Genomic DNA, 20943 nt, shown 5'->3' on the forward strand with positions numbered 1-20943 from the left:
CGACACACCCTCCCTCGACCCCTCCCGCAAGCGGGAGGGGAGCAAAGGTGCGAAGATATGCCGCGCAACTTCAAGACGCTCGACGATATCGGCGACATCGCCGGCAAAAGGGTCCTCGTCCGCGAGGACCTCAACGTGCCGATGGCCGACGGTGCCGTGACCGACGATACGAGGCTGCGCGCCGCGGTGTCGACCGTCGCCGAACTCGCCGACAAGGGCGCGAAGGTGATCGTCCTCGCGCATTTCGGGCGCCCCAAGGGCCAGCGTGATCCGAGCATGAGCCTCGCGCTCGTCACCAAGCCGTTCGAGGGGGTGCTCGGCCGCCCGGTGCGCTTCATCGACGACCAGGACGCCGAGGGCGTCATCGCGACGATGGCGGAAGGCGATGTCGGCATCCTCGAAAACACGCGCTTCGACGCAGGCGAGGAAAAGAACGCGACCGAGACGATCGAGCGGCTCGCCGCGCTCGGCGACCTCTACGTCAACGATGCCTTCTCCGCCGCGCACCGCGCGCATGCGTCGACCGAGGGGCTCGCACACAAGCTTCCCGCCTTTGCCGGCCGCCAGATGGAGGCCGAGCTCGACGCGCTCGACAAGGCGCTCGGCAATCCCGAGCATCCGGTTGCGGCGGTGGTCGGCGGCGCCAAGGTCTCGTCCAAGCTCGACGTGCTCCGCCATCTCGTCGCCAAGGTCGATCATTTGATCATCGGCGGCGGCATGGCCAATACCTTCCTCGCCGCGCGCGGGGTGCATGTCGGCAAGTCGCTGTGCGAGCACGACCTGACCGGCACCGCCGAGGAGATCCTCGACGCCGCCGACAAGGCCAATTGCACCGTGCACCTGCCGTACGACGTGGTGGTGGCGAAGGAATTCCGCGCCAATCCGCCAGTGCGCACGGTCAATGTCCACGAAGTCGCCGAGGACGAGATGATCCTCGACATCGGCCCTGCCGCGACCGAGGCGCTCGCCGACGTGCTCAAAAATTGCCGGACTTTGGTGTGGAACGGCCCGCTCGGCGCGTTCGAGACCGCGCCGTTCGACGCCGCGACCGTCGCGCTCGCCAAGATCGCGGCGGCGCTGACCAAGGAAGGGTCCCTGGTCTCCGTCGCCGGGGGCGGGGACACCGTCGCCGCGCTCAACCAGGCCGGCGTCGCTGACAACTTTAGCTTCGTATCGACCGCAGGCGGCGCTTTCCTGGAATGGATGGAAGGCAAGGAACTGCCGGGCGTTGCTGCACTGCAGCAATAATTCTGGACTCGTTGCGCTATCTATCGTATGGCCGCCGTCCGTTTTGCCATATCGGCGGGGCTCGTGAGACCCCCCGGGCGCGGCCGGCGTGCCGGATCCGTGTTCCATGGCCGGGCGGACCTGGCATGGTTGCCACTTGGTTAAGGTCCAAGCCGACGGTTCAATTCCGTCACCACTGGATAGCTCAGTCGGGTAGAGCAGTAGACTGATAATCTACGTGTCGCGGGTTCGATTCCCGCTCCAAGCTGGCCTGTGAAGCCAGTGCCCTCGCAAGGCACTCCATATCGGGGAGGCCGGCGGGGCGTTTCAGCCGGAGAGGGGCGCATGCGCCCCTCGGAAGGCGACCGGTGTTCGGCTTTGTGCCGGCGAGGATACCGGCAGCGTGCGATGGACACGCGGCACCCGTACCGGGGCGACGCTCGCGTCGCTCGTCGCGCAGGTGCCAAATGTCCAAAGCCACTGCCTCAATCGCCGGCCCGCGCGAACATCGGCGAAATGCTTCGTCGGCCGACCTATTCCTCGTCTCCGATAGACTAGTGCTCCTGCGAAAGAAGGAGCTCAGAGTTACAGGCTTCGCCGCTCGCGATCTGAGGCCCCTGCTTACGCAGGAAAACTGCGTGCGTGCGCTTCGTGCGGCATCAACACTTAAACATATCGTTATATGCTGCACTGCAGCAAAATAATCATTGCAATCGTTACTTCGCCGATCTAACGCCCGCATCCCGCCGCGGGAATCGACCTGCGGCGCGTGAGCAAGAGAGGAGGACCGGCGATGATGAAGACTGTTGTGATCGCTGAGAACCAGCGCGGCCTCCTCATCAAGGATGGCCGCGTCATCGATATCCTGGGCCCGGGCCGGTACCGGCTCTGGGACTGGCTGAACCGCAAGCGCGTCGAGATCTTCGTCGCGTCGGGCGTGTTCGCTTCGCCCTGGGCGGAGATCATCGAGAAGCGCCATCCGAAGCTCGCCGAGGGCAATTTCGTCACGGTGCGCCCGGGTGAGGGCGAGGTCGCGGTGATCTGGGTCGATGGCCGTGCGGCGTGGATCGTGCGTCCCGGCCAGGCGGCGCATGTTTGGGCGGTGCTGGATCAGGTGACGGTCGAGACGTTCGACGTCACCGGAACCGCGCGGCTGGACAAGCGCCAGCTCGTCGCGTTCGAGAAGGCGAACGTGATCGGCCCGACGCTGCCGGTGCCGCTCGCATTCGTTCAGGTAGGCGAGGCGGAGGCGGGCCTGGTGTTCTTCGACGGCGCGCTCGTCGAGACGCTCGGTCCGGGCCGCTACGGTTACTGGCAGGTCGGCCGCAAGGTGACCTCGAAGGCGCTGGACACCCGTCCGGTGCCGCTCGAGGTCAGCGCGCAGGAGATCCTGACGCGCGACCGCGTGACCTTGCGGATCACCCTCACGGCATTCGTCCAGGTGACCGACGTCGAGAAGGCCGCCTTGTCGACGCCGGACTATCAGGCGCATGTCTACAAGCTCGTCCAGTTCGCGGTCCGCGAGGCCGTGGGCGGGCGGACGCTCGACGAAGTGCTCAACGACCGCGTGTCGGTCGACACGCAGATCGTCGAGCATGTCCGGCGCGAGCTCGGCGACATCGGGGTTCGGGTGACCGAGCTCGGCGTCAAGGACGTGATCCTGCCGGGCGACATGCGCGAACTGATCAACAAGGTGGTGGAGGCGGAAAAGGTCGCGCAGGCGAACCTGATCCGCCGGCGCGAGGAGACCGCGGCGACGCGGAGCCTGCTCAACACGGCGAAGCTGATGGAGGACAATCCGACATTGCTGCGCCTGAAGGAGCTCGAATCGCTCGAGCGCGTCACCGAGAAGATCGGCCGCATCGACGTGCATGCGGGTTCGGCAGGGCTGGGGGCGGTGCTCGACCAGCTCGTCAGCCTCAAGCCGCGCGACTGACGGAAGGGGAGCCGGGAGACCGGCTCCCCTTTTGGCGTGGGCGGCGCCCGGCTGATCTCTGTCTGGCGTTGTCAGGCTTTCGCAGTTGCGAAGGGCTGGCTAGAGCCCGATGCACAGCGACCATCCAAGGGGAAGTCATGAGCATCACGCCCGCAGTCCGCGCCATCCTCGCGAACTACGAATCCGACAATCCCGGGGTCAAGGCCAACCTTGCCCGCATCCTGATGCATGGCCGCCTCGGCGGCACGGGCAAGCTGGTCATCCTGCCGGTCGACCAGGGCTTCGAGCACGGCCCGGCGCGCAGCTTCGCAATCAATCCCGACGCCTACGACCCGCACTACCATTTCCAGATCGCGATCGACGCCGGTCTCTCGGCCTATGCCGCACCGCTCGGCATGATCGAGGCGGGCGCCGACACCTTTGCCGGTCAGATCCCCACGATCCTGAAGGTCAACAGCTCGAACAGCTGGGCTACGGGCATCAACCAGGCGGTGACCTCGGGCGTCGACGACGCGCTCCGCCTCGGCTGCTCGGCGATCGGCTTCACCATCTATCCGGGCGCCGACGACGTGTTCGATATGATGGAAGAGATCAAGGAACTGTCGGCGCAGGCCAAGTCGGTCGGCATCGCGACGGTGATCTGGTCGTACCCGCGCGGCGGCAAGCTCTCCAAGGAAGGCGAACTCGCGCTCGACGTCGGCGCCTATGCCGCGCACATGGCGGCGCTGCTCGGCGCGCACATCATCAAGGTCAAGCTGCCCAGCGCGCATATCGAGCAGAAGGACGCGGTCAAGGCGTACGAGGGCACCGACTGGTCGGCACAGTCGGAGCGGGTCAAGCACGTCGTCAAGAGCTGCTTCAACGGCCGCCGCATCGTCGTCTTCTCGGGCGGCGCGGCCAAGGGCGAGGACGCGGTCTATCAGGACGCGCGCGACATTCGCGACGGCGGCGGCAACGGCTCGATCATCGGCCGCAACACCTTCCAGCGCAAGCGCGAGGACGCGATCGCGATGCTCGACAAGCTGGTGCGCATTTACAAGAACGAAGAATGATCACCGCGTGAGCCCGAGCGAGCATCCCTATCATCGCAGCCTCGCGCCGATGATGTGGGTGTTCGTCGGGCTCGCAGGCGTGGAACTCGTCGTCGTACACTTCCTCGTCGCCTTATGGGCCTGGCGCGCCGCACTGGCGCTGTCGCTGGTGAGCCTGGCGAGCGTGATCTGGCTGATCGGCGTGATCCGCTCGTTCCGGCGGCTGCCGGTGGTGATCGGTGACGGGGTGGTGCGGCTGCGCGCCGGCCGGCTCAAGTCGATCGACGTGCCGCTGGGCGACATCGCCGAGATCCGGACACACTGGCCGGGCGAGGAGCTGAAGACCCGCGAGGCGCTCAATCTCGCTTTGATCGCCTATCCGAATATCGTGGTCGAGCTGCGGGCGCCACGCGCGGGGCGCCGCGCCATTCGGCGGATCGGCCACCGCTTTGACGATCCGTCGGCATTCCACGCTGCGCTCGCTGATGCTATCCGGCCGAGCGGAGAGGCGGGACCGGCATGAACATCGAAACAAGACGGCGTCCGGTCGTGGCGGGGCTCGCGCTCGCGCTGCTCGGCGGACCGGCATTTGCGAAGGGGACACGCATGGAAGACCCGCAGCCGTTCGGGATGATCGGCAAGATCAAGGCGCAGCCGGGCAAGCGCGGCGAGCTGATCGCGATTTTGGGCGGGGGCACCGGCGCGATGCCGGGATGCCGCGCCTATCTGATCGCGGAGGACGCCAAGGATGCCGACGCGATCTGGATCACCGAGATCTGGGACGATGCCGCCAGCCACAAGGCCTCGCTCCAGCTCCCCGCCGTGCAGGCCGCGATCGCCAAGGGACGGCCGCTGATCGCCGGGTTCGAGCTCAGCAGCGAGACGCGGCCGGTATCCGGTGCGAGCTTCTGGCGCGGCTGAGGCGGTGACCGCGCCCACGATGCACGCCGTCGACGCCTATATCGTCGAGCGGCTGCTGGCGCCGGACCCGGTGCTCGACGCCGCGCTCGCGCGCAACGCCGCCGCCGGGCTGCCGCCGATCGACGTGTCGCCGGCGCAGGGAAAGATGCTCAACCTGCTCGCGCGGATGACGGGCGCGCGGCGAATCCTCGAAGTCGGCACGCTCGGCGGCTATTCGACGATCTGGCTGGCGCGCGCGCTCCCGCCCGAGGGGCGGCTGGTCACGCTGGAGCTCGATCCGCATCACGCCGAGACCGCACGCGCCAATATCGCTGCAGCGGGACTGGCGGATAGAGTAGAGGTGCGCACGGGCGCCGCGGTCGACGCGCTTGATGCGATGGTCGCGGAGGGCGAGCCGGCGTTCGACCTGGTGTTCATAGATGCCGACAAGGAGAGCAACGTCGCCTATGTCGACGCCGCGCTGGCACTGTCGCGACCCGGCACCACGATCATCGTCGACAATGTCGTGCGCGACGGCGGGGTGATCGACGCCGACAGCATGGACCCGCGTATCCAGGGAACCCGCGCCTTGTTCGACGCCGTCGCTAGCAATCCTAGGCTCGACGCCACTGCGATCCAGACCGTCGGCGCCAAGCAGTGGGACGGTTTCCTGCTGGCGATTGCGACGGGCTGAAGACCGCTTTCTTGCAATGTAGGATTTGGCCTGCTTCATTGAGCGGTCGCACTCGCGGCCCGCTCTTTGTCATCGTCGGATCGATCCCTCGCGAATTTGGCGGCGCGCAGCTGTAGCGCCGGTGTCGCCTGAGCGGCGCGCGGGTGACGCATTGCCGTGGCGCAGATGTGGCGCAGGTGTCGCGTCGCTGTCGCCGTGGTGTAGCGCGGGTGTGGCGTCGTTGTCGCCTGATTGCAGCTTCCGTGGCGCATCGTAGGTGCAAAGCGGCGAAACGCGCGCCAAGCCGGTAACTTTCGTAACTTCGGCGGCATTCGGACTTTGAATGGCAGCGCTATCGCCGCAGCTGGCCCACCATTCCCTTGAGCGTCAGCGCGTCCTGGATGGCGTGGCCATCGATATCGTTGTTGAAATAGGCCCAGACCGCCCGTCCGCCGCGCGCTTGTTCGAGCATCCAATCGGCCCAGCCCAGCAGGCGTTCGTCCGGATAGCGGCCCCAATATTTGCCCTCGCCGCCGTGAAAGCGGACATAGGCGGCCGGTCCCACCGCGACCCGGGGGCTCGCCAGCTCGGGCATGTCGTGCGCGCAGAAGCTGGCACCGTAGCGGCCCAGCAGGGCGAACACCTCGTCGGTGTACCAGCTTTTGTCACGGAATTCGAAGACGTTGAGCACGTCCTTTGGAACCAGTTGCAAGAAGGCTTCCAGCCGTTCGAGGTTGACGCGGAAGCGCGGCGGCAACTGATAGAGAATCGGGCCGAGCGCCGGCTGCAGGTGCCGGAACGGCGTCATCATCCTGTCCAGCGGCTCCGCGCAATCCTTGAGCTTCTTGGCCTGGGTGAGGAAGCGGTTGGCCTTCACCGCATAGCAGAAGCCCTTCGGCGCCTGGGCGCGCCAGGTATCGAAGGTCTCCGCCTTGGGCAGGCGGTAGAAGCTGTTGTTGATCTCGACCGTGTCGAAATGCTCGGCATAGAAGGCGAACCAGTTCTTGACCGCCAGCTTCTCGGGGTAGAAGCGGCCACGCCAATGGGCGTAGATCCAGCCTGAACAACCGATGCGGATATCCGCGAACCCGGAGCTTACCATGCACGATCCCGAAGACGATTTCGACGCGGACAACGCGCTGGAGGGCTTCGCGGATCAATTTGTCCGCGATCCGCGGCGGCCGGCGTGCCAGCTCTATCTGGTGTCGCCGCTCGACGTGACGGGTGGTTTCCCTGATCGGCTGGCGCGCGCGCTCGATGCCGGACCGGTCGCGGCGTTCCAGTTCCGCGTGAAGGATATCGACCAGCATGCCGCGGCCGCGCTCGCCGAGCCGCTCCAGCGCATCTGCGCCGATCGCGACGTGGCGTTCCTGGTCAACGACAGCATCAGCCTCGCCAAGCGCGTCGGCGCCGATGGCGTCCATCTCGGCCAGAACGATGGCGACCCGCGCGAGGCGCGCTCGGTCCTCGGTCCCTCGGCGCAGATCGGCGTGACGGTGCATGACAGCCGCCACCTCGCGATGGAGGCGGGGGAGGCGGGCGCCGATTATGTCGCATTCGGGAGCTTCTATCCGACGACCACCAAGCAGGTCCGCCATCATGCCGAGCCCGTGCTGCTCAGCTGGTGGACGACGGTGTTCGAGATTCCCTGCGTAGCGATCGGCGGAATCACGCCTGACAATGCGCGCCCGCTGATCGAGGCGGGTGCGGACTTCATCGCCGTGTCGGGGGCAGTCTGGAACGGCGACGAAGCCGCCGCGATCAAGGCGTTCGAGGCGGTGCTCAAGGGCTGAGCCTCGACCCGCCCGGAAACAAGGGCGGGCGCGTTCGTTACTCGCGCTAACCCTTGTTGGTCGGGAGTGGCTGGTTTGCGTAAGATTGTTGGTGTGGCGGCATGGGCCGCAGTGATTGCGTTCAGCCCGCTCGCGGCCGCTCCCAAAGCGGAGGCGCCCAAGGGCAAGCCGCCGATCGACTGGACGATCATGCACGCCCAGGTGATCCTCGATTCGCTCGGCTTCTCGCCGGGAATCGTCGACGGGCGCGAAGGTCAGTCGCTCACCGCGGCACTGAAGGGGTTCCAGTCGGCCCGCGGGCTCGAGACCAGCGGCAAGCTCGACCGCGCGACCCTTGGCGCGCTGCACGAATATCGCGCGCGCCGGCCGACGGTGCGCGTCACGCTGGATCCGGCGATGCTGCAGGGGCCGTATGTCAATCCGATGCCCAAGGATCCCGCCGATCAGGCCAAGCTGTCGTCGCTCGGCTATACCCGCCCGCTCGAGAAGCTGGCCGAGATGTTCCACACCACGCCCGAAGTGCTGGTCGAGCTCAATCCCGGCGGCGGGACGATCGCTCCCGGCCGGGCCTTCTTCTTCCCCAATGTCGTCGCCCAGTCGCGCGACTATCAGGGCGAGATCAAGCCGACCTGGCGCCAGACGCTGACCGACCTCAATGTGGACGCCAAGCAGCCCGCGGGCGACCATGTCGTGGTCGACAAGTCCGAGAAGGTGCTCAAGGTGTTCGACGCCGACGACAAACTCGTCGCCCAGTTCAGCGCGACCATGGGTAGCCAGCACGATCCGCTGCCGATCGGGACGTGGAAGATCAACGTCGTCGATACCAATCCCAAGTTCCACTATAATCCCGACCTGTTCTGGGATGCCAAGAAGGACGACGAGAAGGCGATGCTGCCGCCGGGACCCAACGGCCCGGTCGGCGTGGTATGGCTCGATCTGTCGAAGGAGCATTACGGCATCCACGGCACGCCCGAACCGCAGACGATCGGGCGCACCCAGAGCCATGGCTGCATCCGCCTGACCAATTGGGATGCCGCACGGCTGGCGCTGATGATCAAGCCCGGCGCCAAGGCCGTGTTCCAGGAGTGAGTCCGTGCTGAAGCGGCTGGCGATAGGCGTGGGGATCGTCCTGCTTCTGGCGCTGGCCGGACTGGCATCGATGATCCGGATCGTCCCCGGCGAGCCCGCAGCTCCTGCCACACAGCCGCAGCCTGCCGCGCAGGCAGGCGCCGCGCCGCCGGCCCCCGCGGGCAACTGGACGCACCCGCTGCTCCTCGTCCCCGTACAGGGCGTGCAACGGTCGCAGATCGTAGACACTTGGGGCCAATCGCGCGCGAACGGCGCGCGAACGCACCAGGCGACCGACATCATGGCCGCCGGCGGCACCCCGATCCTCGCCGCGGCGCCCGGCACGGTCGAGAAGCTGTTCTACAGCGAAGGCGGCGGCGGGATCACGCTCTATGTCCGCTCACCAGACCGGCAATGGAGCTATTATTACGCGCACCTCCAGCGCTATGCGCCGGGGATCGTCGAGGGCATGCAAGTCAAGACGGGGGATCTGCTCGGCTTCGTCGGGGATACCGGTAATGCCGGTGCCGGCAACTTCCATCTCCACTTCGGCATGTCGCACATGCAACCTAGCGAAAGCTGGTGGCAAGGCCAGCCGATCAATCCCTATCCTTTGCTTGCGGGCAGGCGGGGCGCCCCTTAATCTGCGTTTCGGGCAAGGGAAGAAGCGCATGCAGGGCGGCTGCAATTGCCGATATATCCGGTTTCGGATGACCTCGGCGCCGATCTTCGTCAACGGCTGCCATTGCCGGGTGTGCCAGCGCGAGAGCGGCTCCGCCTTGGCGATCAACGCGATGATCGAGGCCGACCGTATCGAGATGCTGACCGATGGCGAGCCGGAGGTCCTCGAAATGCAACTCGGCAGCCAGCCGCCGACGCGCACTGCACGCTGCCCGCGCTGCGGAGTCGGACTATGGGGAACGCATCCCGATTTCGGCGACGCAATCCGCTTCGTCCGCGGCGGCACGCTCGACGAGCGGGTGATGCCCGACGCACATTTCTTCACCGTGTCGCGGCACCCGCTGGTGACGGTCCCCGAGGGAAGTCGAAGCTTTCCCGGCCTGCCGACTCCCGAGGATCCGCCGTTGTGGGACGAGGAAGCGCAGGGCCGAATCGACGCGGCGCTGGCGGCGCGCTTGCCGGAAGCGTGATGCATCGCTAAAGGCGCGGCCTTCGCTCTTTCTCAGCTCACAGGTCTCGATCCATGAAGATCAGCGGCGTGGACATCCGTCCCGGCAATATCATCGAATATGAAGGCGGCATCTGGCGCGCCGTCAAGATTCAGCACACCCAGCCCGGCAAGGGCGGGGCGTACATGCAGGTCGAGCTCAAGAATCTGCGCGACGGCCGCAAGAACAATGTCCGCTTCCGCTCGGCGGAGACGGTCGAGCGCGTCCGCCTCGACACCAAGGACTTCCAGTTCCTATTCGCCGAGGGCGACAATCTGGTGTTCATGGACAAGGACACCTATGATCAGACCACGCTCCCGCGCGACTTGCTCGGCGATGCCGCTGCCTTCCTGCAGGACGGCATGGACGTGGTGATGGAACTCTACGACGAGGATCCGATCAGCGTGCAGCTGCCCGACACGATCGAGGCGACGATCGTCGAGGCCGATGCGGTGGTGAAGGGCCAGACGGCTTCGTCCTCGTACAAGCCCGCTTTGCTCGAGAATGGGGTCCGCGTGATGGTCCCGCCGCACATCGCCGCTGGCACCCGGATCGTCGTCGACGTCTACGAGCAGACCTACGTCCGCCGCGCGGATTGAACCTTCTTCGCCTCCCTCCCGCTTGCGGGAGGGGCTGGGGGAGGGGAGTCAGGCCTGCTTCCGTCCCCTTGAAACGTTTAGGCCCTCCCCCGACCCCTCCCGCAAGCGGGAGGGGAGAAGAGAAGTATAGTGGTCAGTCATTCCGGCATCATCACCGTCATCGAGCGCGCCGTCCGCAAGGCCGGGCCGCGGCTGCGGCGCGACTTCAACGAGGTCCAACACCTCCAGGTGAGCCGCAAGGGGCCCGCCGACTTTGTGTCGGTCGCCGACAAGCGCGCTGAAGACACGCTGATCGAGGAGCTTCAGAAGGCGCGGCCCGATTGGGGATTCCTCGTGGAGGAGCGCGGCGAGATCGCCGGCGATCCGAACAAGCCGCGCTGGATCATCGATCCGCTCGACGGCACTAGCAACTTCCTCCACGGCATCCCGCATTTCTGCATGTCGATCGCGGTCGAGGATCCGATGGGCGCACAGGGCAAGCCCGAGATTACCCACGGCTATATCTACCAGCCGATCACCGACGAGAGCTTCTGGGCCGAGAAGGGCCGGGGCGCCTGGCTGCAGGACCAGCGCCTGCGCGTTTCGGCGCGGCGCGACCTAGCCGACTCGCTGATCGCGACGGGCATCCCGTTCCTCGGCCATGGCGATTTCGTCGAGTGGAGCCGCATCTTCGGCGCGGTGGCGCCCGAAGTCGCCGGGATTCGCCGGATGGGCGCCGCTGCGCTCGACCTCGCCTGGGTCGCGGCGGGGCGGTTCGACGGTTATTGGGAATCGCACCTTCAGCCTTGGGACGTCGCGGCGGGGATGCTGCTGGTCAAGGAAGCCGGCGGCTATGTCACCGATTTCCGCGGCCAGGACATGCCGCGCGAGCGCAACCAGTTCCTCGCGGCGAACGACGCGCTGCATAACAAGCTGCAAAAGCTGGTCGCGAATTCGCTTCGGAACAAGTGAGTTGGCGCGAGCAAGCCAGGGTCATCGCCCCGACCTCTTGCCGGGGTTCGCCTGGAGCTTGGCGATTCCCTGACGATTTCGAGCGCGTCCCGCTCGGATGGGTGGACCCGGGCGCAAGGCCGGGGTGACGGTGGAGGCATGCGCGGCGCGCAGCCCATTGAAAACGCTCGCACTGTTACGCGCTAACTCCAACTTATTGCGAGTGATTCTCACAGGTTCCACCCCTTGCCGCACCCGGTTCACAGTCCTAGAAGCCCCCCAAGTTTCCGCATCCGCGAGAAGGCATTTTGGTCGACCCAATCGAATATCTGCCGATCCTGCTGTTCCTCGGCGTGGCGTTGCTGCTCTCGGGCACCTTCGTGTTCCTGCCGATGCTGGTCGGCCGCCTCACCGGCACGCATCAGCCGACGCCGGAGAAGCTCACTGAATATGAGTGCGGCTTCCCCGCCTTCGAGGATTCGCGCAGCCAGTTCGACGTGCGCTTCTACCTCGTCGCGATCCTGTTCATCGTCTTCGATCTCGAAGCGGCGTTCCTGTACCCCTGGGCGGTCTCGGTGTTCAAAATGGGCACCGCTGCCGCCAGCTGGACCGCCTGGATTTCGATGATGATCTTCATTGCCGAGCTTGCGCTCGGGCTTGTTTATGCGTGGAAGAAAGGTGCGTTGGAGTGGGAGTAGAACTCAGCCCCCCGCCGGCCGGGACGCTCCCCAATGTGGCGTTCCTCGACGACATCAATGCCGAGATCGGCGACAAGGGGTTCCTCGTCACTTCGACCGAGGAGCTGTTCCAATGGGCCCGCACGGGTTCGCTGTGGTGGATGACCTTCGGTCTGGCCTGCTGCGCGGTCGAGATGATCCACGTCAACATGCCGCGCTACGACATGGAGCGCTTCGGCGCCGCGCCGCGCGCCTCTCCGCGTCAGTCGGACGTGATGATCGTCGCGGGCACGCTCTGCAACAAGATGGCCCCGGCGCTGCGCCGCGTCTATGATCAGATGTCCGAGCCCAAATACGTCATCTCGATGGGCAGCTGCGCCAATGGCGGCGGCTATTATCACTATAGCTACAGCGTCGTGCGCGGCTGCGACCGGATCGTGCCGGTGGACATCTATGTCCCCGGCTGCCCGCCGACCGCCGAGGCCCTGCTCTACGGCGTGATGCAGCTCCAGCGTAAGATTCGCCGGATCGGGACGCTCGAACGGTGAGGGCGCCCGCACCCAAATATGCGCCCAATGATGGCGTGATCGAGGCGGCGCAGGCTGCGCTCGGTTCGATGCTGGTCGAGAGCAAGGATGCCGTGGGCGAGGTCTCGCTCACCGTCGCGCGCGCCTCGCTGGTCGAGGCGATGCTTGCGCTCCGTGATACGCCGGGGCTCGAATATCAGCAATTGAGCGAGATCGCGGGTGCCGACTATCCGGCGCGCGCCGAGCGCTTCGACGTGGTCTATCAGCTGCTGTCGTTCACGCGAAACCATCGCATCCGTGTCCGTGTGACTACCGACGAGGAAGCGCCGGTCCCGTCGGTGACGGGGATCTGGCCGGTGGCCGGCTGGCTCGAGCGCGAAGTCTACGACATGTACGGCGTGCTGTTCGACGGCAATACCGACCTGCGCCGCATCCTCACCGATTATGGCTTCCAGGGGCATCCGCTCCGGAAGGACTTTCCGCAGACCGGCTATGTCGAACTGCGCTACTCCGAGGAAGCCAAGCGCGTCGTCTATGAGCCAGTCAATCTGGCGCAGGACTTCCGCAACTTCGACTTCATGAGTCCTTGGGAAGGCGCAGCCTATGTGCTGCCCGGCGACGAGAAGGCGGCACCCGGGCCCGGCCCGGCGGATACGCCCGCTGCCAAGCCCGCGCCGGCACCTGCACCGGCTGCGCCCAAGGTTCCTGAGGCCAAGGGTGCGCCGACGCCGCTGAGCGCCGACGAGATCGCCAAGGCCGATGCTCCTGCGGCGAAACCCGCGGAGCCGCAGGCCAAGCGCGCCAAGACCGACGACGGCACCGGCTCGACCGGTGCGGGCGAGGCTTCGCCCGGCAACGCGCCCGAGGACAAGCCCAAGGACCCGGATGTGGTCCCCACCAAGGGTGAGGGGCAGAACCAATGAGCGATACTGTCGAAACGATGATGGAACGCGAGGGCGAGGGTCTCAAGGACCCCGCCACCGGCGACGTCGCCATCGCCAATTACACGATCAATTTCGGTCCGCAGCATCCGGCGGCGCACGGCGTGCTGCGCCTCGTCACCGAGCTGGACGGCGAGATCATCGAGCGGATCGATCCGCATGTCGGGCTGCTTCATCGCGGCACCGAGAAGCTGATCGAGTACAAGACCTATACCCAGGCGCTGCCCTATTTCGACCGCTTCGACTATTGCTCGCCGATGGCGATGGAGCACAGCTATGTGCTCGCGGTCGAGAAGCTGCTAGATCTCGAGGTGCCGCTGCGCGCGCAATATCTCCGCGTGTTCTTCGCCGAGCTGACGCGCATCAAGAACCACATGCTCAACCTCGGTTCGCACGTCATGGACGTCGGCGCGATGACGCCGAACCTGTGGCTGTTCGAGCTGCGCGAAGACTGCATGAATTTCTACGAGCGGGCGTCGGGCGCGCGCATGCACGCGAATTATTTCCGTGTCGGTGGCGTGCGGCAGGACGCGCCGCTCAAGCTGCTCACCGACATCGCCGATTGGCTCGACACCCGCCTGCCGCGGCTATTCGAGGATGCAATCAGCCTCGTCGCCGAGAACCGCATCTTCAAGCAGCGCAACGTCGACATCGCGGTGGTGAGCCGCGAGGACGCGATCGCCTGGGGCTTCTCGGGTCCGATGATCCGCGCCGCGGGCATCCCCTGGGACATCCGCCGCTCGCAGCCCTATGACGTCTATGACCGCATGGAGTTCGACGTCCCCGTCGGCACGCGCGGCGATTGCTACGACCGGTTCATGGTGCGCGTCGAAGAGGTCCGCCAGTCGGCGCGGATCATGAAGCAGTGCATCCGCGAGATGCCCGAAGGCCCGGTGCTCACTACCGACCGCAAGGTCGCGCCGCCCAAGCGCGGCGAGATGAAGCAGTCGATGGAAGCGCTGATCCATCACTTCAAGCTGTTCACCGAGGGCTATCACGTGCCCGCGGGCGAGGTGTATGTCGCAACGGAGAGCCCCAAGGGCGAGTTCGGCGTCTATCTGGTGAGCGACGGCACCAACAAGCCGTACCGCTGCAAGGTCCGCCCGACCGCGTTCAGCCACCTCCAGGCGATGGACTTCATGTCGAAGGGCCACATGCTCGCCGACATCACCGCGGTCTTGGGCGCAATGGATATCGTTTTTGGTGAATGTGACCGCTAATGGCTGACGCACCCCAACTTCACGACGAGGCCGAGACCCGCGCGCGCTGGTGCGCGTTCGCTTGGTCCACCGAGAATGCCGAGAAGGCGCGCGAGATCCTGGGCCGCTATCCGGCGGGCCGGCAGATGTCGTGCACCATTCCCTATCTCGACCTCGCCCAGCGTCAGGTCGGGGCCGAGACCAACACCCAAGGCTGGCTGCCGGTGCCGGTGATCGAGTTCGTCGCGCGCGAGCTTGGGCTGCCCTATATCCGCGTGTTCGAGGTCGCGACCTTTTACACGATGTTCAACCTCGTGCCGGTCGGCCGCTACCATGTCCAAGTCTGCGGGACGACGCCGTGCATGCTGCGCGGGTCGGACGACGTACTCGCGGCCTGCAAGAGCCGGGGCATGCACAAGGGGCAGACCACCGCGGACGGCATGTTCACGCTGACCGAGGTCGAGTGCCTGGGCAGTTGCGCCTCGGCGCCGATGGTCCAGATCAACGACGATAACTACGAAGACCTGGACTTCGATCGTACGATCGCGATCCTCGACGCGCTGGCCAAGGGCGAGAGCCCCAAGACCGGCACGCAGGAGCCGGGTCGGCACACCGTCGAGGCCGCGGGCGGCACCACCAACCTCACTGCGATGGTCACCGAGAATCACGATTACCGCGGGGAGTGGGCATGAGTCAGGACACCAAGAATGTCCTGTTCGTGGTGCTCGCGGTCATCGGCGCGATCGTCGTCGGCGGCTGGGTGCTCAAGATCGCCTTTAAATTGCTGGGAATCATCATCCTCGTCGGGCTCGCGGTGGTTGCGTACATCGTGATCCAGAAGCTCGTGGGGCAGGGGCGCTAAATGCTTCAGGACAAGGACCGTATCTTCACCAACGTCTACGGCTTCCAGCCGTGGAACCTGCCGGCTGCGATCCAGCGCGGCGATTGGGACGATACCAAGGCGCTGATGGCGCTCGGCCAAGACACGATCATCGACCGTATCAAGGCCTCGGGCCTGCGCGGGCGCGGCGGCGCGGGATTCCCGACCGGCACCAAATGGTCGTTCATGCCGAAGGAGCCGCGGCCCGACCGGCCCAATTTCCTGGTGATCAACGCCGACGAGTCCGAGCCGGGCAGCTGCAAGGACCGCGAGATCATCCGTCACGATCCGCACAAGCTGATCGAAGGCGCGCTGATCGCCGGTTTCGCGATGCGCGCGCGTGCTGCCTATATCTACATTCGCGGCGAATATATCCGCGAGGCGGAGACACTCTTCGCGGCGGTCGCCGAAGCCTATGACAAGGGCATGCTCGGCAAGAACGCTGCAGGCTCGGGCTATGACTTCGACGTCTTCGTCCATCGCGGCGCCGGCGCCTATATTTGCGGTGAAGAGACCGCGATGCTCGAGAGCCTCGAGGGCAAGAAGGGCCAGCCGCGCCTCAAGCCGCCGTTCCCGGCGGGCGCAGGCCTTTATGGCTGCCCGACCACGGTCAACAACGTCGAATCGATCGCCGTCGTGCCGACGATCCTGCGGCGCGGGCCTGAGTGGTTCGCCAGCTTCGGCAACGAGAACAACAAGGGCACCAAGCTCTTCCAGATCAGCGGCCATGTGAACAAGCCCGTGGTGGTCGAGGAGGCGATGAGCATCCCGTTCCGCGAGCTGATCGACAAGCATTGCGGCGGTATCCGCGGCGGCTGGGACAATCTGCTCGCAGTGATCCCGGGCGGCTCGTCGGTGCCGCTGGTCCCCGCGGCGCAGATCATGGACTGCCCGATGGATTTCGACGGACTCCGTGCCCTCGGCTCGGGCCTCGGCACCGCGGCGGTCATCGTGATGGACAAGTCGACCGACATCGTCCGCGCGATCAGCCGGCTCAGCTATTTCTACAAGCATGAGAGCTGCGGCCAGTGCACCCCGTGCCGCGAGGGCACCGGCTGGATGTGGCGGGTGATGGAGCGGCTGCGCACCGGCGACGCCGATATCAGCGAGATCGACACGCTCCAGCAGGTCACCAAGCAGGTCGAGGGTCACACGATCTGCGCGCTCGGCGATGCCGCGGCGTGGCCGATCCAAGGCCTGATCCGCCACTTCCGCCCCGAGATCGAGCGGCGGATCAACGAACGCAACGGCACCGGCGTCGCGCCGATGCAAGAGGCTGCCGAATAATGCCCAAGCTCAAAGTAGACGGTATCGAAGTCGAAGTGCCGCAGGGCGCCACGGTGCTTCAGGCTTGCGAGGCGGCAGGCAAGGAGATTCCGCGCTTCTGCTATCACGAACGGCTGAGTATCGCCGGCAATTGCCGCATGTGTTTGGTCGAGGTGAAGCCGGGACCGCCCAAGCCGCAGGCGAGCTGCGCGCTGCCGGCTGCCGACAATCAGGAAATCCGCACCGACAGCCCGATGGTCAAGGCCGCACGCGAAGGCGTGATGGAGTTCCTGCTGATCAACCATCCGCTCGACTGCCCGATCTGCGACCAGGGCGGCGAATGCGACCTGCAGGACCAGTCGGTCGCCTATGGCAAGGGCCATAGCCGCTACACTGAGCACAAGCGCGCGGTGACCGAGAAATATATGGGTCCGATCATCAAGACGATCATGACCCGCTGCATCCAGTGCACCCGCTGCATCCGCTTCGGCGAGGAAGTCGCCGGGGTGGACGAAATCGGCGCGATCTATCGCGGCGAGAACATGCAGATCACGACCTATCTCGAAAAGGCGTTCAAGAGCGAGCTTTCGGGCAACACGGTCGATCTCTGCCCGGTCGGCGCGCTCACCCACAAGCCGGTGGCGTTCGAATATCGCCCTTGGGAATTGAAGCGGAACCTGTCGATCGACGTGATGGATGCGGTCGGCACCAACATCCGCGCCGACAGCCGCGGCCGCCAGGTGATGCGCGTGCTTCCGCGGATCAACGAGGACGTCAATGAGGAGTGGGCGCACGACAAGACCCGCTATCATGTCGACGGGCTGGTTCGCCGGCGGCTGGACCGCCCGTTCGTGCGGCGTGACGGCAAGCTGGTCGAGGCGAGCTGGGACGACGCGTTCGACGCGATTGCCGCGGTGGATGCGGGCTCCAGCGTCGCGGCGATCGCCGGCGACCTGCTCGACTGCGAGACGATGTATGCGGCAAAGGCGCTGCTCAAGGGTCTCGGCTCGGAGCTGATCGAGAGCCGCCAGACCGGCATGGCCTATGACGTGTCGAGCCTAGGCGCGGTGGCGTTCAACCCGACGATCGCCGGTGTAGAAGAGGCGGACGCGATCCTGTTGGTCGGCAGCAACCTCCGCTGGGAAGCGCCGCTGATCAACACGCGGGTGCGCAAGGCGATCAAGAAGGGTGCGAAGGTCTTCGCGATCGGCCCCGAGGTCGACCTGACCTACAAGCTCGACTGGCTAGGCGACGATCTGTCGCTGCTCGGCAAATTGCCCGATCAGGTCGTGCAGGCGTTCGATGGTGCGAAGAGGCCGATCGTCGTCGTCGGCCCCGGTGCGCTCAAGGACGGGTTCGGCGGCGCGCTGGCGCTGGTCGAGCCGATGAAGCTGATCCGGACGCTCGACGACGGCAGCGCCTGGAACGGGTTCGGCGTGATCCACACCGCCGCGGCGCGGATGGGCGCGCTGATGCTCGGCTTCGCACAGGCGGGCGGCATCGCCGACGTCGTCGCAGCGGCGCCCAAGCTGACCTTCTTCCTCGGCGCCGACGAAGTCGACTTCGCCAAGTTCGACGGTAGCTTCAAGGTGTTCATCGGCCATCACGGCGACAAGGGCGCGCATCATGCCGATGTGATCCTGCCCGCCGCGACCTATGCCGAGAAGCCTGGCACCTATGTGAACCTCGAAGGGCGGGTCCAGCGCGCCGACCGCGCGGTGTTTGCGCCGGGCGACGCGCGCGAGGACTGGTCGATCCTGCGCGCGCTCTCGGATCGGCTCGGCCGCACCCTGTCGTTCGACAGCTTCGAGGAACTGCGCGCGGCGATGGCTTCCGAAGTGCCGGCATTGGGTGAGGAGGGACTCGTCACCTTTGAATGGAAGGCGCCTTCGCTTGCCGCCGCGGCGTCGGGTTCGGTGACCTATCCGGTCGCCGACTTCTACCTAACCAACGCAATCTGCCGCGCCTCGCCGACGATGCAGCGCTGCTCGGCCGAACTGCTCCATGGCGAAGACTTCGCGGAGGCCGCGGAATGACCGCCTTCTTCCAGAACACTGTCGGCCTGCCGTTCGGCTGGGCCTGGTTCGTCTCAACGATCATCGGGATCCTCGTGATCGCGCTGCCGCTGATGCTCGCAGTGGCGATGATCATCTATGCCGACCGCAAGATCTGGGCGGCGATGGCGCTGCGCCGCGGCCCCAACGTCGTTGGCCCGCTAGGGCTGCTGCAGAGCTTCGCTGACGGCCTCAAAGTCTTCCTGCAAGAAACCATCATCCCGTCGAGCGCGAACAAGACCTTGTTCCTGATCGCGCCGATCATCACCTTCACGGTCGCGCTGATCGTGTGGGCGGTGGTGCCGTTCCAGCTCGGCGTGGTGCTGTCGAACATCAATGTCGGCCTGCTCTACATCCTCGCGGCATCGTCGCTCGGCGTGTACGGGATCATCCTCGCGGGCTGGTCGTCCAACTCCAAATACCCATTCTACTCGGCGATCCGTGCTGCGGCGCAGATGGTGAGCTACGAAGTGTCGATCGGCTTCGTGCTGATCTCGCTGGTGCTGTGGGCGGGGACGTTCAACCTGTCGGGCATCGTTCAGCAGCAGCAGGGCCATGTCCTCGGCTTCCTCAACGGCTTCGGGTTCAATCCGCTGCTGTTCCCGATGGCGGTGGTGTTCTTCATCTCCTCACTCGCCGAGACCCAGCGCGCGCCGTTCGACCTGACCGAGGCCGAGTCCGAGCTCGTCGCCGGCTACCAGACCGAATATTCGTCGATGAGCTTCGCGCTCTACTGGCTCGGCGAGTATGCCAACGTGCTGCTGATGTGCACGCTCAACGCGACTCTGTTCTGGGGCGGCTACCTGCCCCCGGTCGACTGGGCACCGCTCTATTGGGTGCCGGGCATACTCTGGCTGTTCGCCAAGATCCTGTTCTTCTTCTTCGTGTTCAGCTGGGTGAAGGCGACGGTCCCGCGCTATCGCTACGACCAGCTGATGCGGCTGGGCTGGAAGATCTTCCTGCCGCTGTCGCTGATCTTCGTGTTCGCGGTCAGCGGCTGGCTGATGGTGCAGCGGGTGGGGCTGCCGGCATGATCGGATTGATGCTGCTGGCACTGGCGCAAGAGGCGCCAATCACGCTTCAACCGATTCAGCCGGTGCAACGGTCGCGCCCAAGCTACGACGTGGTTTGCGACCTGCGCAACCTGGACTTCAGCAAAACTTACACGCTGGTTCTGTCGCAATATGGTGGCAACTACGTCAGAGCGCAGGGCGCAACCTTTGGTGGGCGAGAGCCGACCTTCATCAAAATTGCCCGCGACGATGTCGGGATTTTTGACGACCAACCGATCGAGATGACCGGCAGTCAGATCACCGAATGGTACGCTGACGGGCCGATCGAACTGATTGCGAAGAACGGGCGTGGTGGTTTCACGATATACAAAACTGCCGACAAACGCGCGTTTGTAACGAGCCCGACCCAGATCGCCGTGACGCTGCGTGGCGGTCGCTACGTTCGCGGGGAGCGGCCGGATGCGGCCTTGAAAGAGTTTATGCTGGTCGGGAGCTGCAAAGTCTCCTGGGTAGAACAGAAGTCGATGCTGTCGGTGACGCAGCGGAATGGAAAAAATCGATGAGCATCGCCCAACTCGTCCGTTCCTACACGCTGTGGGAGTTCCTCAAGGCGCACTGGCTGACGCTGCGATACTTCTTCAAGCCCAAGGCGACGATCAACTATCCGTACGAGAAGAACCCGATCTCGCCCCGCTTCCGCGGCGAGCACGCGCTGCGCCGCTATGCCAATGGCGAGGAGCGCTGCATTGCATGCAAATTGTGCGAGGCGGTGTGCCCGGCGCTGGCGATCACGATCGAGGCCGAGCCACGCGAGGACGGCAGCCGCCGCACGACGCGCTACGACATCGACATGACCAAGTGCATCTATTGCGGGCTGTGCCAGGAAGCCTGCCCGGTCGATGCGATCGTCGAGGGCCCGAACTTCGAATTCTCGACGGAGACCCGCGAGGAGCTGATCTACGACAAGGACAAATTGCTCGCCAATGGCGACCGCTGGGAGCGCGCGATCGCCGCGAACCTTGCCGCCGATGCACCGTACCGTTAAGCGCACCGCAATCGT

General features: G+C 65.4%; 24 protein-coding genes and 1 tRNA gene. 24 read left to right on the plus strand and 1 reads right to left on the minus strand.

All coding sequences use genetic code 11. The features are described from left to right. Positions 1-57 precede the first annotated feature (57 nt). The 7 genes from AC3WJI_RS16175 to AC3WJI_RS16205 all read left to right on the plus strand — a co-directional run bounded on the left by AC3WJI_RS16175 (position 58) and on the right by AC3WJI_RS16205 (position 5788). On the plus strand, positions 58-1248 hold the full coding sequence (locus tag AC3WJI_RS16175) for a phosphoglycerate kinase (RefSeq protein ID WP_492758312.1): 1191 nt from the start codon (positions 58-60) through the stop codon (positions 1246-1248). Positions 1249-1424: 176 nt separating this feature from the next. Continuing rightward, positions 1425-1492: transfer RNA gene (locus tag AC3WJI_RS16180), tRNA-Ile, on the plus strand. A gap of 528 nt (positions 1493-2020) precedes the next feature. After that, complete coding sequence (locus tag AC3WJI_RS16185; protein ID WP_492758313.1) at positions 2021-3163, plus strand: slipin family protein; 1143 nt, start codon at positions 2021-2023, stop codon at positions 3161-3163. Between the two features lie 137 nt (positions 3164-3300). Continuing rightward, on the plus strand, positions 3301-4215 hold the full coding sequence (locus tag AC3WJI_RS16190; RefSeq protein WP_492758314.1) for a class I fructose-bisphosphate aldolase: 915 nt from the start codon (positions 3301-3303) through the stop codon (positions 4213-4215). 7 nt (positions 4216-4222) lie between these two features. Beyond that, positions 4223-4717 carry a hypothetical protein gene (locus AC3WJI_RS16195; protein WP_492758315.1) on the plus strand — a complete coding sequence of 165 codons (495 nt, stop codon included), beginning with the start codon at positions 4223-4225 and terminating at the stop codon, positions 4715-4717. Continuing rightward, positions 4714-5115 (plus strand): putative quinol monooxygenase, encoded by a 402-nt coding sequence (locus tag AC3WJI_RS16200; protein ID WP_492758316.1) that lies wholly within the window; start codon positions 4714-4716, stop codon positions 5113-5115. The genes AC3WJI_RS16195 and AC3WJI_RS16200 overlap by 4 nt, the downstream gene beginning before the upstream one ends. Before the next feature lie 4 nt (positions 5116-5119). Next, positions 5120-5788 carry an O-methyltransferase gene (locus AC3WJI_RS16205; RefSeq protein ID WP_492758317.1) on the plus strand — a complete coding sequence of 223 codons (669 nt, stop codon included), beginning with the start codon at positions 5120-5122 and terminating at the stop codon, positions 5786-5788. Positions 5789-6119: 331 nt separating this feature from the next. Here the strand turns inward: AC3WJI_RS16205 and AC3WJI_RS16210 are convergent, their stop codons facing one another. Continuing rightward, entirely contained in the window at positions 6120-6869 is a 750-nt protein-coding gene (locus AC3WJI_RS16210; protein WP_492758318.1) for a DUF72 domain-containing protein, read from the minus strand. Between AC3WJI_RS16210 and thiE the strand changes: the two genes are divergently transcribed. The 17 genes from thiE to nuoI all read left to right on the plus strand — a co-directional run bounded on the left by thiE (position 6868) and on the right by nuoI (position 20928). Further along, positions 6868-7560: a thiamine phosphate synthase gene (thiE, locus tag AC3WJI_RS16215; protein WP_492758319.1), complete on the plus strand. Its 693-nt coding sequence runs from the start codon at positions 6868-6870 to the stop codon at positions 7558-7560. The genes AC3WJI_RS16210 and thiE overlap by 2 nt on opposite strands. A gap of 75 nt (positions 7561-7635) precedes the next feature. Then, on the plus strand, positions 7636-8649 hold the full coding sequence (locus AC3WJI_RS16220) for a L,D-transpeptidase family protein (protein WP_492758320.1): 1014 nt from the start codon (positions 7636-7638) through the stop codon (positions 8647-8649). A 4-nt stretch (positions 8650-8653) separates the two neighbouring features. Then, the gene (locus AC3WJI_RS16225) at positions 8654-9271 is read left to right on the plus strand and encodes a M23 family metallopeptidase (RefSeq protein WP_492758321.1); all 618 of its coding nucleotides are present in this window, start codon (positions 8654-8656) and stop codon (positions 9269-9271) included. A 28-nt stretch (positions 9272-9299) separates the two neighbouring features. Beyond that, a complete protein-coding gene (locus AC3WJI_RS16230; RefSeq protein ID WP_492758322.1) occupies positions 9300-9779 on the plus strand; it encodes a GFA family protein in 480 nt (159 codons plus the stop codon). Between the two features lie 53 nt (positions 9780-9832). Further along, positions 9833-10396 (plus strand): elongation factor P, encoded by a 564-nt coding sequence (gene efp, locus AC3WJI_RS16235; RefSeq protein ID WP_492758323.1) that lies wholly within the window; start codon positions 9833-9835, stop codon positions 10394-10396. A 129-nt stretch (positions 10397-10525) separates the two neighbouring features. Continuing rightward, positions 10526-11347 (plus strand): inositol monophosphatase family protein, encoded by an 822-nt coding sequence (locus tag AC3WJI_RS16240; protein ID WP_492758324.1) that lies wholly within the window; start codon positions 10526-10528, stop codon positions 11345-11347. Positions 11348-11634: 287 nt separating this feature from the next. Next, positions 11635-12024 (plus strand): NADH-quinone oxidoreductase subunit A, encoded by a 390-nt coding sequence (gene ndhC / locus AC3WJI_RS16245; protein WP_492758325.1) that lies wholly within the window; start codon positions 11635-11637, stop codon positions 12022-12024. Then, positions 12015-12551: a NuoB/complex I 20 kDa subunit family protein gene (locus AC3WJI_RS16250; RefSeq protein ID WP_306094755.1), complete on the plus strand. Its 537-nt coding sequence runs from the start codon at positions 12015-12017 to the stop codon at positions 12549-12551. Before ndhC ends, AC3WJI_RS16250 begins: the two co-directional genes overlap by 10 nt. After that, on the plus strand, positions 12548-13453 hold the full coding sequence (locus AC3WJI_RS16255) for an NADH-quinone oxidoreductase subunit C (RefSeq protein WP_492758326.1): 906 nt from the start codon (positions 12548-12550) through the stop codon (positions 13451-13453). The genes AC3WJI_RS16250 and AC3WJI_RS16255 overlap by 4 nt, the downstream gene beginning before the upstream one ends. A 17-nt stretch (positions 13454-13470) precedes the next feature. Further along, entirely contained in the window at positions 13471-14691 is a 1221-nt protein-coding gene (locus AC3WJI_RS16260; protein ID WP_492758349.1) for an NADH-quinone oxidoreductase subunit D, read from the plus strand. Further along, complete coding sequence (locus AC3WJI_RS16265; protein ID WP_492758327.1) at positions 14691-15362, plus strand: complex I 24 kDa subunit family protein; 672 nt, start codon at positions 14691-14693, stop codon at positions 15360-15362. Before AC3WJI_RS16260 ends, AC3WJI_RS16265 begins: the two co-directional genes overlap by 1 nt. Next, entirely contained in the window at positions 15359-15532 is a 174-nt protein-coding gene (locus tag AC3WJI_RS16270) for a hypothetical protein (RefSeq protein WP_492758328.1), read from the plus strand. The genes AC3WJI_RS16265 and AC3WJI_RS16270 overlap by 4 nt, the downstream gene beginning before the upstream one ends. Beyond that, the gene (nuoF, locus tag AC3WJI_RS16275; RefSeq protein ID WP_492758329.1) at positions 15533-16837 is read left to right on the plus strand and encodes an NADH-quinone oxidoreductase subunit NuoF; all 1305 of its coding nucleotides are present in this window, start codon (positions 15533-15535) and stop codon (positions 16835-16837) included. It abuts the gene before it with no gap. After that, the gene (gene nuoG, locus AC3WJI_RS16280) at positions 16837-18852 is read left to right on the plus strand and encodes an NADH-quinone oxidoreductase subunit NuoG (RefSeq protein ID WP_492758330.1); all 2016 of its coding nucleotides are present in this window, start codon (positions 16837-16839) and stop codon (positions 18850-18852) included. Before nuoF ends, nuoG begins: the two co-directional genes overlap by 1 nt. After that, positions 18849-19904: an NADH-quinone oxidoreductase subunit NuoH gene (nuoH, locus tag AC3WJI_RS16285; protein WP_492758331.1), complete on the plus strand. Its 1056-nt coding sequence runs from the start codon at positions 18849-18851 to the stop codon at positions 19902-19904. The genes nuoG and nuoH overlap by 4 nt, the downstream gene beginning before the upstream one ends. Further along, a complete protein-coding gene (locus AC3WJI_RS16290) occupies positions 19901-20446 on the plus strand; it encodes a hypothetical protein (RefSeq protein ID WP_492758332.1) in 546 nt (181 codons plus the stop codon). The genes nuoH and AC3WJI_RS16290 overlap by 4 nt, the downstream gene beginning before the upstream one ends. Continuing rightward, the gene (gene nuoI, locus AC3WJI_RS16295; protein WP_492758333.1) at positions 20443-20928 is read left to right on the plus strand and encodes an NADH-quinone oxidoreductase subunit NuoI; all 486 of its coding nucleotides are present in this window, start codon (positions 20443-20445) and stop codon (positions 20926-20928) included. Before AC3WJI_RS16290 ends, nuoI begins: the two co-directional genes overlap by 4 nt. Positions 20929-20943: the final 15 nt, after the last annotated feature.

It is taken from the genome of Sphingomonas sp. FW306-1B-B10E (assembly GCF_058782005.1).